We start from the raw sequence: 14,724 nt of genomic DNA on the forward strand, positions 1-14,724 counted from the left end.
ACTTGCGCTCGTGTCAACTCCATGCGTAGAATAGACCCAAGGATTCTACGAAAAATATGGGTTAGGAGAGGCTGAAGCGATGGAAAAGATCGTCGCCGCGCTTTGGGCGCCACCGGGCGAAAGTCGCGAGGCTTATGGCGCGCGCCTGCTCGAAACGCTGCCGCAGGCGCTGGTTTCTGCAGGTGCCAGCCGCGTGCGCCTCAACATCCGCGATGCCACGGTAGCGCCGGGCGACGCTTTGGTCCAGCAGTGGCAGGCCCCGCAACAGGCCGCCGTCGCGCAATTCTGGATGCCGTCCGCCAACGCCCGCTTCCGGGGCGAGGTCGACGCCGCGCTCAGCGAACACAGCGCATGGTTTGCCGCGTGGCTGGTCTGCGAATCGGAGATCATTCCGAACACTGCGTATCCGTGTTCTGCAAATGTTTCCCCGGGGAAACGAGCCGAAGGCGAGTTCAGCGAAGCTAAACATGTTGAGCGCACATGGGGGTGGAGCCAGGCGAGCTTCATTTCCTTCCGCCCGGACCTCTCGCGCGAAGCCGCCATCGCCCACTGGCATTCGCACCACACCCGCGTGGCGATCGAGACCCAGGCCAACTTCGAGTATGTCCAGAACCTGATCGTACGCCCATTGACCGAGAATGCGCCCGCTTACAGTGCATTTGTCGAAGAATGCTTTCCGATCAATGCCTTGAGTGAACCCGAAGCCTTCTTCGACGCGGTCGGCAATCCAGCCAAGTTCAAGGCCAACCTCGATGCGATGATGGACAGCTGCCACGCTTTCCTCGACTTCACCCGCAACGACATCATCCCCACCAGCCAGTTCGACTTCGCCCATCTGGGCTGACCTGAATCAAGAGGAACCGACATGTCCGACCAACCGAAAATCGCTCCAAAGGTCGCTCTCGTCACCGGGGCCAGCCGGGGCGCAGGCGCCGGGATCGCCCGGGGCTTTGGCGAGATGGGATACACCGTCTATGTCACCGGCCGCACCGTGACGCCGGGCGATGCCAAGGGCTGGGACGGCACCGTGCTGCCCGGCACCGTTTCCGAAACCGCGCAGAAAATCAATGACCTGGGCGGCAAGGGCATTCCCGTGGTCTGCGATCATGCCGACGATGCGAGCGTTGCGCGCGTGTTCGAGCAGATCATGGACGAGCAGGGCCGCCTCGACGTGCTGGTCAACAATGCCGCCTACATGCACCACCAGCTGATCGACAAGGCGCCGTTCTGGGAGAAGGAGCTGGACGCGCAGAAGATCATCGATGTCGGCCTGCGCAGCGCCTATGTGGCGAGCTGGCACGCGGCGAAGATCATGGTGCCGCAGAAGTCCGGCCTGATCGCGATGACCTCGTCGTTCGGCGCGACCTGCTACATGCACGGCCCCGCCTATGGCGCGCAGAAGGCCGGGCTCGACAAGCTGGCGCACGACATGGAGCATGATTTCCGCGGCACCGGGGTGATCGCGGTCTCGCTATGGCTCGGCCCGCAGCTGACCGAGCGCGCATTGATCGCGGCCAAGACCAATCCGGAGCAGTACGAAGGCTTCCTATCGATGGCCGAAAACCCCGAATTTTCCGCGCACGTGCTGGCCGCGATCGACAAGGCTCCGAACCGCGACGAGCTTTCGGGCCAGACGCTGATCGTGGCGGAGATCGCCAAGGAGCTGGGCGTTACGGACCGCGGGCATGACCGGCCTTCGCACCGCGACATGCTGGGCAGCCCGCGTCCGAAGAATCCGGCGGCGGTTTATTGAGGGGTAGCGCCTTTGCCCACCCCCGACCCCTCCCGCCTGCGGGAGGGGAGTAAGGGTTGGCGACCTCCCGCTTGCGGGAAGGGGACCCTGTTGCGCTTTCTTCCCCCCTCCCGCAAGCGGGAGGGGTTGGGGGTGGGCCTGCGAAGCCTGTCGGCCAAGTTCACCTGATGATCCCCCACGGATCATCGCACGATACCTCCCTACCCTGACCTCTTGCGCCCGATCCCGTGCGCCATAGGCTTCGCCGGTCAAGCCGGAGCAACCGGCCGATTGGGAGAAAATCGCATGGCAAGCGCAGCACCTTCTGCCGGTGGCCTTCCCTTGCTCGATGGGGGCGCGCCACTTCTTGGGCATCTCGCACAGTTTTTCCGCGATCCGGTTTCGGTCCTGAAACGCGGCTACCGTTCGAAGGGGCGGATGTTCGCGATGAACTTCATGGGCCAGCGCATGAACGTGATGCTGGGGCCCGAACACAACCGCTTCTTCTTCGAAGAGACCGACAAGCTGCTCTCGATCCGGGAGTCGATGCCGTTCTTCCTCAAGATGTTCTCGCCCGATTTCTATTCCTTCGCCGAGATGGACGAGTACCTGCGCCAGCGCGCGATCATCATGCCCCGGTTCAAGGCGGCATCGATGAAGCAGTACGTGCCGGTGATGGTCGAGGAATCGCTCAACCTGGTTGACCGGCTGGGCGAGGAAGGCGAGTTCGACCTGATCCCGACATTGGGCCCGGTGGTGATGGACATCGCCGCGCACAGCTTCATGGGGCGCGAGTTCCACGAGAAGCTGGGGCACGAGTTCTTCGACCTGTTCCGCGATTTTTCGGGCGGCATGGAATTCGTCCTGCCGCTGTGGCTGCCGACGCCCAAGATGTTGAAATCGCAACGCGCCAAGAAGAAGCTCCACGCGATCCTGCAATCGTGGATCGACAAGCGCCGCAGCCTCCCGCTCGATCCGCCCGACTTCTTCCAGACGATGATCGAGACGAAGTATCCCGATGGCCGCCCCGTGCCTGACGAGATCATCCGCCACCTGATCCTGCTGCTGGTGTGGGCAGGCCATGAAACCACGGCAGGACAGGTCAGCTGGGCACTCGCCGATCTGCTGCAGAACCCCGGCTATGCCAAAGTGCTGCGCGACGAGACGGCGGTACTGCTGGGCGGTGGCAATGGCGGAAACCTGAGCTGGGAACATGCCATCGCCATGGAGAAGATGGACCTTGCCCTGCGCGAGACCGAGCGGCTTCATCCGGTGGCCTACATGCTCAGCCGCAAGGCCAGCGCCGACATCGAGCGCGAAGGCTATACCATCCGCAAGGGCGAGTTCGTGCTGCTGGCGCCTTCTGTCAGCCACCGCATGGAAGAGACCTTCCCCAACGCCGATGCCTATGATCCCGAACGCTTCAACCCGGCCAATCCGGAAGCGCAGACGACAAGCAATTCGCTGATCGGCTTTGGCGGCGGGGTGCATCGCTGCGCGGGCGTGAACTTCGCGCGCATGGAAATGAAGGTGCTGGTGGCGATCCTGCTGCAGAACTTCGACATGGAACTGATCGACGAGGTCAAGCCTATCGCAGGCGCATCGACCTACTGGCCGGCCCAGCCCTGCCGCGTGCGCTACAAGCGGCGCAAGGTGGACGGGGCTGCGGCAAGCGCGGACGTTGCGGCACTGGCCAAGGCGGCCGGTTGCCCGGCGCATGCGTGAGGCGCACTGAATGGCCAAGGTGACTTTCGTCCAGCCGGACGGTTCGCAGCGCACGTGCGTCAATTTCGAGGGCATGACCCTGATGCAGCTCGCGGTCGGCAATCTTGTCGACGGGATCGACGCGCTGTGCGGGGGGATGATGCAGTGCGCAACCTGCCACTGCTACATCGACCCCGAATGGCTCGACCGCACGGGTGCGGCGCGGCCTGACGAACGCGAGATGCTCGAGGCCATCGAGGGGGTGGAGATCCGTGCCAACAGCCGCCTGTCCTGCCAGGTCCAGCTTGGCGAGGAGCTTGACGGGCTGGTGGTGCACATTCCGGCGGATCAGCCGGGGGTGTAAGTGGCGTATCCGCGCGGGCGTGGTGCACCCTCCCCGCTGCGACTAATTTCGCCTTTGGCTCAATAAGTCTCGCTCCCCTCCCTTTAGGGAGGGGCTGGGGGCGGGTGTACGACGCTCGGTATTTCGAGACCTCCGGCATCTGCAGGGTCGGCACTCTCATTCTACGCATCCGGTTGACATCTTCGATCACCGGAAACAGAATGCGTAGAAACAACAAGAATAATTGCCGAATCATCGGCGCGGAGAGGAACTGTATCCGATGACTGCGGGAACGAACGCCGGGCTTGCTGCGCAAGCGCTGGACTTCACCGGAAAGACCGTGCTCGTCACTGGCGGCGGCGTGGGCATCGGCCGGGCGATTGCCGAGGCCTTTGCGGGCGCGGGTGCACATGTCGTCATCGCCGAGATCGACCCGGCCAACGCCGATGCCGCCGAGGCCGCCATGCCCACCGCGCGCGTGATCCGCTGCGACGTGCGCCAGCGCGGCGTGGGCGCAATGCTGGCCGAGCGGATCGCTGCGGAGACCGGCAGGCTCGACGTGCTGGTCAACAATGTCGGGCACTTCGTCCACGCCCGGCCCTTTGCCATGCTGGAGGAGGAAGAGGCCGAGGAAATTCTCGACGTGAACCTTGGCCAGTTGCTGCGCATGACCAAGGCGATGATCCCGCTGCTGCGCAAGGGCGCGCCGGGATCGAGCATCATCAATGTCACCTCGATCGAGGCCCATCGCGGCATCCCCTATTGCTCGGTCTATGCGGCGGCGAAGTGGGCGGTGACGGGCTTTACCAAGAGCCTTGCGCTGGAGCTTGGGCCCGAAGGCATCCGCGTGAACACCATCGCGCCCGAGACGACGGATACGCCGCAAGTGGCGCTCGACTACATGATCCCGCCGGAGAACCGCGCCCACGAGGAGCGCTGGATACCGCTGGGCCGGTTCGGCCAGCCGAGCGACTGCGCGGGCGCGGCGCTCTACCTCGCCAGCCCGCTGGCGGCGTGGGTAACCGGCAGCACGATCAACATCGACGGCGGCGCGCTGGCGGCGGCAGGATGGTATCGCACGCCGCAGGGCGAATGGACCAACGTCCCGCTCATTTCCGGCAATGGGCTCGTGATTCCCGGAACAGTTTCGTGAGCGACCTTGCCGCCTTGCGGCGCACGGCGGAGCGCTATGCCCTTGGCGCGGACCGGCGCGACAAGGCGCTATGGCGCGAGGTGCTGGCCGACGACATCGAGATTTCGGGACCGGGTTTCAGCATCGCGGGGCTTGAGGCGAACCTTGGCTCAATCGACCATCTGACCCACGCCTTCGTCGCCACGCGCCATGTGGTGCACGACATGGACGTGACCGTGGAGGGCGACACTGCGCATGGCGAGACCCGCTCCACTGCCGAGCATCGCATTGCCGGTGAGCGTGGCGACACGCTGCTGGTCTGGGCGATCCGCTATCAGGACCAGTGGCGGCGCGAAGGTGATGCGTGGAAGTTCACCCGGCGCGCACTGATCGTCGATTGGGAGGAGTTGCGCCCAGTCTCGAACCCGGGTGGGGCTGCGTGAGCGGTCTTGCCGGGCGGACGGCGTTCGTCACCGGTGCGACCGGCGCGATTGCCGAGGCCTGCGCCCTGCAGCTTGCCCGCGACGGCGCACGGCTGGCGCTGATGGCGAGGCGACCGGATGGGCTGGCCGAGGTGGCCGCGCGCATCCGTGCGCGGGTGCCGGGGGCAGAGATCCACCAATTCGTCGGCGATGGCACCGACGAGCAGGCCGTGGCGGATGCGGTACGCGGCGCGCATGACCTTGCCGGACGGCTGGACGTGGCCTTTGCCACGGTCGGCGGGGGCGGGTTCAAACCCATAGTTCACAGCACGGCGGACGACTTCCGCGATGCCTTCGAGAGCAATGTCGTCTCCGCCTTTCACGTGATCCGCGCAAGCGCTCCGCTGATGCGTCCCGGAGGTTCGATCGTGTGCCTGTCCTCGGGCGCGGCGGTGCTGACGTTCCGCCACCTTGCGGCCTACCATGTGGCCAAGGCGGCGCTGGAGGGGCTGGTGCGGTCCGCTGCCGACGAGCTGGGGCCATCGGGCCTGCGCGTCAATGCGATCCGTCCCGGCCTGACCCGTTCAGGCGCGACGAAGGACATGTTCGATGGCGGCGCGGCGCAGGCTTTCCTGCCCGAATACCCGCTCGGCCGGCTGGGCGAGGCGCAGGACATGGCGGGCGCCGTGCGGTTCCTTGCAGGCGACGAAAGCGCCTGGGTGACCGGGCAGTGCATCGCCGTCGACGGCGGCAATCTGCTGCGCCGCAGCCCTGATCTTGCACCACTGCCGGTGGTGAACGCGAATTCCGAAGGGAGAGAATGATGAAAGTACTGGTCATCGGTGGCACGGGAGCGCTTGGCGGCCATGCCGCGCTGCATCTGGCAGCACAGGGGCATGACGTGACGATCACCGGGCGCTCTTCGGCTCCGGCGGGCACGCCGCTCACCGAACTGGGGTTCATGGCGGGCGATTATGTCGCGGGGGACTTTACCGCCGACAAGCTCGAGGGGTTCGACTGGATGGTCTTTGCCGCGGGCAACGATCCGCGCCACGTGCCGCAGGGCGAGGACTTCGGGGCCTGGCTGAAAAAGGCCAACCACGAGGCGCTGCCTGCCGTGTTTGCCGCTGCGCGTGAGGCGGGCGTGAAGCGTGCCGTGCAGCTCGGCAGCTTCTATCCGCAGGCCGCGCCAGACCTTATTGCGGGCAACGTCTACATCCAGTCGCGACTTGCCGCCTGCCAGCTGGCGCGCAACGAGGGTGCCCACGACTTCGACGTGGTCAGCGTCAACGCGCCGTTCATGGTGGGCGCGGTGCCGGGCCTGCCGAGCGCGATCTTCGAGCCCTATGTCGCCTGGGCCAAGGGGCAGATCCCGATCCCGTTCTTCGCGCCCAAGGGCGGCACCAACTTCATGTCGTTCCGGTCATTGTCCGAAGCCATCGAGGGTGCGCTGGAGCGCGGCGAGCCGGGCAAGGCCTATCTGGTGGGCGATGAAAACCTGACCTTCAGCGAATACTTCCAGCTGTTCTTTGACGCAGTTGGCAGCGATGTGGTGCTGGAGGAGCGTGACGAGGAATTGCCGCTGCTGCCCGACATCGCCATCCCGCAAGGGCGCGGCAACACGATCAGTTATGAACCCGATGCTGGCGAAACCGCGCTGCTCGGCTATCGTCGCGGCGACGTGGCGGCGGCTGTCGCTGAAATCGCTGCGCAATACGGCTAACGGAGAGGCCCCAAGATGACGCTCAATCCCCAGGTCGAGGCGCTGCTCGGCATTTTCGCGCAGATGCCGCCGGTCGATTACGAGACGGTGACGCCCGAGCAGCTGCGCGAGGCGAACAAGCCGATGCAGATGGGCCCGCCGCCTGCGGTGGCGCACGTGCGCGATGTGACGCTGGCGCTTACGGGGCGCACGATCACGGCGCGGCTCTACAAGCCCGAGGGCGCGGGCGAGAATGCGCCGCTGGTGTTGTTCTACCATGGCGGCGGCTGGGTGATCGGATCAATCGAGAGCCATGATGCCACGGCCCGCGCGCTGGCTGTGGCGAGCGGGGCGGCGGTGCTTTCGGTCGAGTACCGGCTGGCGCCCGAGACGCCCTTCCCCGGCCCGCTCGACGATTGTCACGATGCGCTGTTCTGGGCGCTGGAGCACGCGGGCGAGCTGGGCATTGATCCGGCGCGGCTGGCGGTGGCGGGTGACAGCGCGGGCGGCAATCTTGCCGCAGCCGTGGCGATCCGCGTGCGCGATGCGGGCGGGCCGAAGCTGGCGCACCAGCTGCTGATCTATCCGGTGACCGACACCGATTTCGAGAACGGCTCCTACACCGAGAATGCCGAAGGATATTTCCTGACCACGCGGATGATGCAGTGGTTCTGGGCACATTACGTGGGCGACCACGGCGACCCGCACCCGCACGCGGCGGTCCTGCGTCACGACAATCTGGAGGGCCTGCCGCCCGCGACGGTGCTGGTGGCGCAGTACGATCCCTTGCGCGACGAAGGGCTGGCCTATGCCGAGGCGCTGAAAGCCGCAGGGGTTCCGGTGGAGACCGAGCTGGCGCCGGGGATGATCCACGGCTTCTTCTCGATGTTCGAGGCGGTGCCCGATGCCATGCCCTATATCGAGCGGGCCGGTGCGCGATTGAAGGCGGCTTTCGCGGGCTGACCGCCGCCGCTCACCCCACCAGCCGCGCCGGAGCCTGCGTGCCGGCGCGGAAGCCATTTGCCAGACGGGCCGCGAAGGCATCGATCGGCATCGGACGGCCGAACAGGTAGCCCTGCAGCTCGTGGCAGCCCGCAGCGCGCAGGACCTGCGCCTGCGTCTCGTTTTCCACGCCCTCGGCGATGACCTGCATGTCGAGCCCGCAGGCCAGCGTGATCGCGCCGGTAACCAGCATGGTCGCCTTGCTGCCGGGAGCGAGGCCTTCGAGCAGCGACTTGTCGATCTTGATGTGGCTGAAGCCGTAGGATCGCAGGTAGTGGATGCTGGTGAAGCCGGTGCCGAAATCGTCGAGGGCGATGGACATGCCATTGGCCTTGAATGCTTCCACCGCGCGCAGGACGCGCTCGGGATTGGCCAGGAGGTAGCCTTCGGTGATCTCGAACTGCAGGCGGTGCGGCGGGAACTTCGTCTGCTCCAGCACATGCGCGACCTGCCGTTCGAAGGTGGAATCGCGGAACTGCGCGGGCGACACGTTGACGCTCAGTTTCAGATCGCCGAGCGGGCCGATGTCGCGGCAGGCACGTTCCAGCACGAACAACCCCAAGGGATGGATCTGGCCAGTGGCCTCGGCGATGTCGATGAACTCGTCCGGCGGCAATTCGCCTTCCGGACGCCGGGGCCAACGCACCAGCGCCTCGACCGAGACGACGGTACCCCGATCGGCATCGACGATGGGCTGGTAGAACACTTCGAATTCACCGCGGGCGAGGCCCCGGCCGATCTGGCTCTCGATGGCGAGGCGGCGCAGGCGACCCTCGTCGAACCCGGCATCGTAGATCGCGACCTGTCCCTTGCCCTGGGTCTTGGCGTGATACATCGCGGTATCGGCACGGCGCAGGAGTTCGCGCGGGCGGCCTGTGTCATCGCGGTTGGCAGCAAGGCCGATGCTGGCTCCAACCTGCAGGACATGGCGGTCGACCAGCACCGGCAGGGCGATTTCCTCGAGCAGGGTGGCTGCGAGCTTGCGCGCTTCCTCCTCGGCGCCTGCGCGACCGGCCGGCATTTCCAGCACGACGGCAAATTCGTCGCCCCCGACACGGGCCAGCGTGGCATGGCGCGGGCAGTGCTGGCCGAGCCTGATACAGACGCTGCGGATAAGCGCGTCACCTGCCTGATGCCCATGCTCGTCGTTGACCGCCTTGAAGCCGTCGAGATCGATGAAGATCAGCGCAAGGCTGTCGGGCATCAGGTCGACGCGGGCCTCCAGCCGGTCCAGCCGGGTCAGGAGTTCGCGGCGGTTCGGCAAGCCGCTGAGCGAATCGCTGAAGGCGATGCGGCGGTTTTCCTCGGAGAGCTTTTCAGTCTCGAGCTGTCGCATGTGCAGGGTGCGCTGCGAGAGGATCAGTGCCGCATAGGACTGGTTGTAGCGGTGGGTGACGACGACCATTCCCGTGCCGACCAGACACAGCACGATCGCCTGCGACAGCATGTGGCCGCCGTCTGCCCACGAGAAGTAGAACACGAACGAGAACGTGCTGGCGACGGCCACGCGCATGGCGGCGGCGCGCAGTGGCATAAGGCAGAACACGGTGCTGACCTCGGTCAGGCCAAGGAAGAAGGTCAGGTTGCCCTTGGTGTAGGGATCGCCATCCTGATAGACCCAGATGCACCAGACCTCGAACGCGATGGTCATCAGCACAGCCAGCGTGCAGGTACGCCGGAGGTAGTGGCCGATCTGGGCGTCAGTGAGCTTGGCCGGATCACCCTGACGCCACCACCAGACCGCACGCGAGATGGCGATGCTGCAGATCACGGCGGGCAGGACGACCGTCTTGACCATCATTTGCAGATTGAAGAACGAGACCGTGATCGCCACCGCGTTGCACACGAGGATCGCGTAGAGCAGCGGCATGTGAACCGAGAACGAGCGGAATTGCGCGCGGGCAAGCTCGGCATCGCTGGTGTCCAGCCGGAAGAAGTCCAGTAATGCCCGCATCGCGTCGCTTGTTGGCTGCCACCCGTTTCAGCTTGGTTAAGCTGCGGACAATGCAACCGATTTTCTAACAATCCGGACGTGGAGGTTGCGTAACTTCACCTAGGTGCGGCCAGCAGGAACAGCGCATAGCCGCGGAACCCGGGATGGCGTTCGAGGCCCGGCGGGGCCTGCCATTCTCCGCCTTCGACAAGGGCCACGCGGAACGGGATCGGGAAGTTGTCCATCCTTGCGAAATAGGCTTCGTAGCCGGGGATGGTCGTGCGGGCCTGGTAGGTCTGGATGACGACCTCGTCGACAGTTCCAGCCAGCTGGTGGAGCGCCTGCGGATCGCCGTGCGCGCTCCAGTCCATCAGCCCGGTGATCGACAGGCGCACGTCCGTGGGCAGACGGGCGCGCAGGTCTTTCAGGAACGCGGCATAGCCTGACAGGCCCTTGGTCGTGGCGTCGAAATCGACCTGCAGGCCTGCGACATCGTTGCCCGCCGCGCGCCACTTCGCCAGATCGGCAAGGATCGCGGCGCGTGTGGCGTCGGTCCAATCGAGCCGTTCGGCGCGCACCACCAGCCAGAGGGTGCGGCCAGGCAGGCGCGGGGTGCCCATGCGCAAGCGGTGAAGCCGCGCTGCGCCTTCGCGGCGGATCTCGCCGTCGAGCAGATAGATGGTGCGGGCCCTGATTCCGGGCGCGGGGTGGACGCCGGGCCAGACGAAGATGGCGTCGGCGGTTTCGGCAGACACGCGCGGGGCCTCAGCCTGCCGCTCGCAGCAGGCCAGAAGCAGCGACAGCAGCAGGATCGGGGCGCGCCAGTTCACCAGTAGAAGCGCAGCGCCCGGGCCCACTGGCTTTGCGGGTAGCGCTTCTTCAGCTCGTCGTACCAGCCCTTGCGCGTGGCCAGCGGCACTTGGGCGGCTTCGAGTTCTGTCGTTGTGCGCGCTGGCCCCGCACAGCCGTTGTAGCCCGCAGGCGCATAGCAGCGGACCGCGCGGTAGAGCGCATAGGCCCTGATATCGGCAGACGCGGCTTTGTCGGCAATGATCGCGGCGTAGATGGCGTCGCGGTAGCTGGCCTTGCCGGGAAACAGATCGGCTGCCTTGCCCAGCACGTTCGCGCCATCGCCGGGCGTGTGCAGGGCGAAGCCATCGAACCCGTTGAGGCGCCAGAAGTCGCCAAGGCACAGGCGGGCGCGCTGGTCGGCAGGGTTGCGGGCGAGCGTGGCGGCGGTCTGCGCGATGGAAGGACAGACAAAACCATCGGACCACCGGCCCTTGGTGAACAGGCCGACGGGCACGCGCTCCTGCTGGGCAAAGCCCCACAAGCCGCCGTCGACATTCGCATCGGCAGGCACCAGCGCCACGTCGCGGGTGAAATCGGCAAAGGCACCGCGCGTCAGGTCCTTGTGGAGCAAGGCGAAGCGGGCGACGTCGCGTTCATGGCCTGAACGCGAGGCGTCCGCCGCACTGGCGCGAAGGATCGCGGGGCTGGCCACGGTCTGCAGCAGCACTTCGCGGATCGATTGTTCCTGCACCGGCGATCCGGGGGCGAAGACCTGATCGACACGGCCATCGCGCTGCCAGCGCAGGGCAAGGCCCAGTTCGGCCAGCGGGCGCTGGTGGAACGGGCTGGCGGCACCGATCAGCTCGCGCCAGAACCCGGCCTCGTTGGGATCGCGCAGGGCGGAAAGCGCCTGTCCGCGCACGAACTGGCGGCTGAAGGCGAGCGGGGTCATGCCTTTTGCCCGCGCGGCATCGGGCAGGAGGGCGAGGATCGGCCTGGCGTTCTCGCCCGCATAAGTGATGCGGGTCGCTTCGAGCAGGCCGTAGAGATCGGGATGGGCGGCGAACTGCGGCTGGTGTGCGGCGAGGGTTGCGGCGGAGAGGCCCGGCTTGCTGCTCTCGCTCCCGTCCAGGACCGGGCGGATTTGCTTCATGTCGGCAAGGGCGAGCAGCAGCGGGGCCTTGCCTTGCCTCGCCACAACGGCGGCAGCGTCCTCGCGGTCGAGCAGCTTGCGGTCGATCTCCTCGGCGAGAGAGGCCGCCTCGACGCTGGTGGCCGGCGTTGCCCTGAGCAGCGCTTCATAGGTGGCGACCAGCGTATCGGTATCGCCGCCAAGCCATGCCACGCGGCGCTTCAGGCCTTGGGCGGATGCGGCGTAGCGGCCCTTGGGATAAGCGGCGAGGTAGGCGTCGATCGCCTTGGCCGCCGAGGTCAGTGCTGCCCGGTCAACCTTGTCCGGACCGGCAAAATCGCCCCATTCATCTAGCGACGTTGCCGCCGCGCCGCGCAGGCCGATGCGGATCGGCATGTAGCGCGCGGTTTCAGCGATCCATGCGTTTTCCGCCTTCTCCAGCGCGGCAAAGCCTGCTTCCGCCGCCGAATAGTCTGCCTTGTGGAATGCATCGGCGGCCTTGAGATAGGCGAGGAAGGCGCGGCCCTGTTTGCTGGTGATGGCGGCATCGTTCCATTCGCCCTCGTGGCATCCGGCGGCCTCACGCATGGTCTTGAGCAAGGCGCGTTCGCCTGCGGGAACAGACGCTTCAGCCGCCAGCGCGGCGAGGAAATCGGCGCTTCCGGGTTCGGCCTCGTAGCATTTCTTCTCGTCGTACTCCGCCGTCTCGTCCACGGCAGGTTCGGGCCAGAGCGACCCGCGCAGGCCTTCCCATGACAGGAACACCTTGCCGAACTGCGGATCATTGGGATCGACCCTCGCCTCGGCGGGCAGCGCCGCGCCCGGCTGAATGCTCTGCATCAGCATGACGAGATTGATGCGGGTATCGTTGCCGGGACTGATCAGCGCGCGGCCTGCGCAGTCATACTCCAACGCGCCCAATTGCCAGCCGGGATAGCAGGAACTGTCGGCACAGGCCCACACGGCCCCGCCAATGCCTGCGCTGCCCAGAACGAGCGCGCCGACCGTGCCGAGAACGGGATGCTTGCGGAAGAATGGCTTGATCATGGCCGCAATTCTTGCGCGCGCGACCGGCGCGGCGCAATGGCGTTCATCACATCGTCACTGGCATCACATCGGCACGCGCTTCGCCTTGCGTCAGACGAACTCCGCCGCCCTTGTCTCGGCGGGCGCCAGCGGAGGCAGGCCGCGCAGCTGGTCGGCGATCTTTTCCGCGATCATGATCGTGGGCGCGTTGGTGTTGCCGCCGATCAGCGTGGGCATGACCGAGGCATCGATCACGCGCAGGCCCTGAAGCCCGATCACGCGGCAGCCCTTGTCGACCACGGCCATGGGATCGTCGCTCGTGCCCATCTTCGCGGTGCCGACGGGGTGGTAGATCGTCTCGCCCTTGGCGCGGACCCAGGCGTCGATCTCCTCGTCGCTCTGCACGTGCGGGCCGGGCCAGATCTCCTCGCCGCGATAGGGGGCGAAGGCCTCCTGCGCAGCGACATGCCGCGCGATGCGGATGCCTTCGCGCACGGCGCGGCGGTCTTCCTCTGCGGCCATGAAGTTGGTGAGGATTGCAGGATCGGCGTACGGGTCTGCCGAGGTCAGGCCGACGTGCCCACGGCTCTCCGGGCGCAGCTGGCAGACATGGATGGTGAAGCCGTCGCGGTTGGCCTTGACCTTGGCGTGCTCCTGCATGATCGCGATGACGAAGTGGATCTGCAGGTCGGGCCGGTCGAGATCGGGGCGGGACTTGAGGAAGGCGCCTGCTTCCAGCCCGTTCTGGCGGCCGGTGCCCTTGCCGGTCAGCAGGTATTGCAGTCCGACCTTCAGCTGCCGCAAGCCCTTGATCTCGTTGTAGAGCGAGATCGGCTGGGTGCAGGCCCAGTTGAGCGTGACGTCGAGATGGTCCTGCAGGTTCTCGCCCACGCCCTTGAGCGCATGGACCGGGGCAATGCCGTGGGCCTTGAGCTTGTCCGGATCGCCGATTCCCGAAAGCTGGAGGATCTGCGGGGACTGGAACGCACCCGCGCTGAGCAGCACTTCGCGCCTGGCATCGGCGCGGGTCACGGGTTTGCCCAGCCCCAAGGAATACTCGACGCCCGTCGCACGCCCGTTCTCGACGACGATGCGGTGGACGCGGGCGCCCGTCACGACGGTGAGGTTGCTGCGCTTGTCCGCAATCGGGGCGAGGTAGCCGCGCGCCGCGCTCCAGCGCTGGCCGTCGTGGATGGTCAGCTGATAGCGGCCGAAGCCTTCCTGATCCGCGCCGTTGAAATCGGGCGTGACCTTGTGCCCGGCCTGCCGCCCCGCCTCGATCACGCCGCGATAGAGCGGATGATCCGAATTCTCGCCCCAGCTGACCTTGAGCGGGCCGCCTGCGCCGTGGAACTGGTCGGCGCCGCCCGCGTAATCCTCGGCCTTGCGGAAATAGGGCAGGACATCGGCATAGGACCAGCCTTCGAGGCCCAGCTGCCGCCACTGATCGTAATCGCGCGCGTGGCCGCGGATATAGACCATGCCGTTGATCGCCGACGATCCGCCAAGGCCCTTGCCGCGCGGGTGCCACATGCGGCGGTTGTCCATGTGCGGTTCTGGTTCAGACCAGAAGCCCCAGTTGTGCTTGCTCTTCTGCTTGATCAGCGTGCCCACGCCTGCGGGCATGCGCACCAGCACCGAGGTGTTGCGCCCGCCCGCTTCGAGCAGGAGGACGCGCACGTGGGGGTCTTCGGTCAGCCGTGCGGCCAGCACCGATCCGGCACTGCCCGCACCGATCACGATATAGTCGAACGCGCCATCAGCCATCTCGCCACCTGTCCCGAATCCGCTTGTCCTGCGGTTA

General features: G+C 66.2%; 13 protein-coding genes. 9 read left to right on the forward strand and 4 right to left on the reverse strand.

The window, feature by feature from the left end; all coding sequences use genetic code 11:
* Positions 1-79 precede the first annotated feature (79 nt).
* The 9 genes from ACZ1JX_RS19680 (at position 80) to estDL136 (ending at position 7,998) form a co-directional block, all read left to right on the forward strand.
* Positions 80-844, forward strand: coding sequence for an EthD domain-containing protein (locus tag ACZ1JX_RS19680; RefSeq protein WP_465126640.1), 765 nt, complete (start codon positions 80-82; stop codon positions 842-844).
* Between the two features lie 21 nt (positions 845-865).
* The gene (locus tag ACZ1JX_RS19685) at positions 866-1,753 is read left to right on the forward strand and encodes an SDR family NAD(P)-dependent oxidoreductase (protein ID WP_465126641.1); all 888 of its coding nucleotides are present in this window, start codon (positions 866-868) and stop codon (positions 1,751-1,753) included.
* Positions 1,754-2,038: 285 nt separating this feature from the next.
* Positions 2,039-3,457, forward strand: a complete 1,419-nt coding sequence (locus ACZ1JX_RS19690; protein ID WP_465126642.1) for a cytochrome P450 — start codon at positions 2,039-2,041, stop codon at positions 3,455-3,457.
* A gap of 10 nt (positions 3,458-3,467) precedes the next feature.
* Positions 3,468-3,800, forward strand: coding sequence for a 2Fe-2S iron-sulfur cluster-binding protein (locus tag ACZ1JX_RS19695; RefSeq protein ID WP_465126643.1), 333 nt, complete (start codon positions 3,468-3,470; stop codon positions 3,798-3,800).
* A gap of 259 nt (positions 3,801-4,059) precedes the next feature.
* On the forward strand, positions 4,060-4,932 hold the full coding sequence (locus ACZ1JX_RS19700; RefSeq protein ID WP_465126644.1) for an SDR family NAD(P)-dependent oxidoreductase: 873 nt from the start codon (positions 4,060-4,062) through the stop codon (positions 4,930-4,932).
* Positions 4,929-5,354 (forward strand): nuclear transport factor 2 family protein, encoded by a 426-nt coding sequence (locus tag ACZ1JX_RS19705; RefSeq protein ID WP_465126645.1) that lies wholly within the window; start codon positions 4,929-4,931, stop codon positions 5,352-5,354. Before ACZ1JX_RS19700 ends, ACZ1JX_RS19705 begins: the two co-directional genes overlap by 4 nt.
* Complete coding sequence (locus ACZ1JX_RS19710; protein ID WP_465126646.1) at positions 5,351-6,157, forward strand: SDR family NAD(P)-dependent oxidoreductase; 807 nt, start codon at positions 5,351-5,353, stop codon at positions 6,155-6,157. Before ACZ1JX_RS19705 ends, ACZ1JX_RS19710 begins: the two co-directional genes overlap by 4 nt.
* Positions 6,157-7,056, forward strand: coding sequence for an NAD-dependent epimerase/dehydratase family protein (locus ACZ1JX_RS19715; protein ID WP_465126878.1), 900 nt, complete (start codon positions 6,157-6,159; stop codon positions 7,054-7,056). Before ACZ1JX_RS19710 ends, ACZ1JX_RS19715 begins: the two co-directional genes overlap by 1 nt.
* Before the next feature lie 15 nt (positions 7,057-7,071).
* Positions 7,072-7,998: a chloramphenicol hydrolase gene (gene estDL136, locus ACZ1JX_RS19720; protein WP_465126647.1), complete on the forward strand. Its 927-nt coding sequence runs from the start codon at positions 7,072-7,074 to the stop codon at positions 7,996-7,998.
* A 10-nt stretch (positions 7,999-8,008) separates the two neighbouring features.
* On the opposite strand, the gene ACZ1JX_RS19725 is transcribed toward estDL136, so the two are convergent.
* The 4 genes from ACZ1JX_RS19725 to ACZ1JX_RS19740 form a co-directional block, all read right to left on the reverse strand.
* Positions 8,009-9,991, reverse strand: coding sequence for a putative bifunctional diguanylate cyclase/phosphodiesterase (locus tag ACZ1JX_RS19725; protein WP_465126648.1), 1,983 nt, complete (start codon positions 9,989-9,991; stop codon positions 8,009-8,011).
* Positions 9,992-10,086: 95 nt separating this feature from the next.
* Entirely contained in the window at positions 10,087-10,800 is a 714-nt protein-coding gene (locus tag ACZ1JX_RS19730) for a DUF3142 domain-containing protein (RefSeq protein ID WP_465126649.1), read from the reverse strand.
* On the reverse strand, positions 10,797-12,941 hold the full coding sequence (locus tag ACZ1JX_RS19735; protein WP_465126650.1) for a PA5441 family protein: 2,145 nt from the start codon (positions 12,939-12,941) through the stop codon (positions 10,797-10,799). The genes ACZ1JX_RS19730 and ACZ1JX_RS19735 overlap by 4 nt, the downstream gene beginning before the upstream one ends.
* Before the next feature lie 90 nt (positions 12,942-13,031).
* The gene (locus tag ACZ1JX_RS19740) at positions 13,032-14,687 is read right to left on the reverse strand and encodes a choline dehydrogenase (protein ID WP_465126651.1); all 1,656 of its coding nucleotides are present in this window, start codon (positions 14,685-14,687) and stop codon (positions 13,032-13,034) included.
* Positions 14,688-14,724 lie beyond the last annotated feature (37 nt).

The sequence above is a fragment of the Novosphingobium sp. BL-A-41-Hi4A-0G genome, assembly GCF_055521735.1.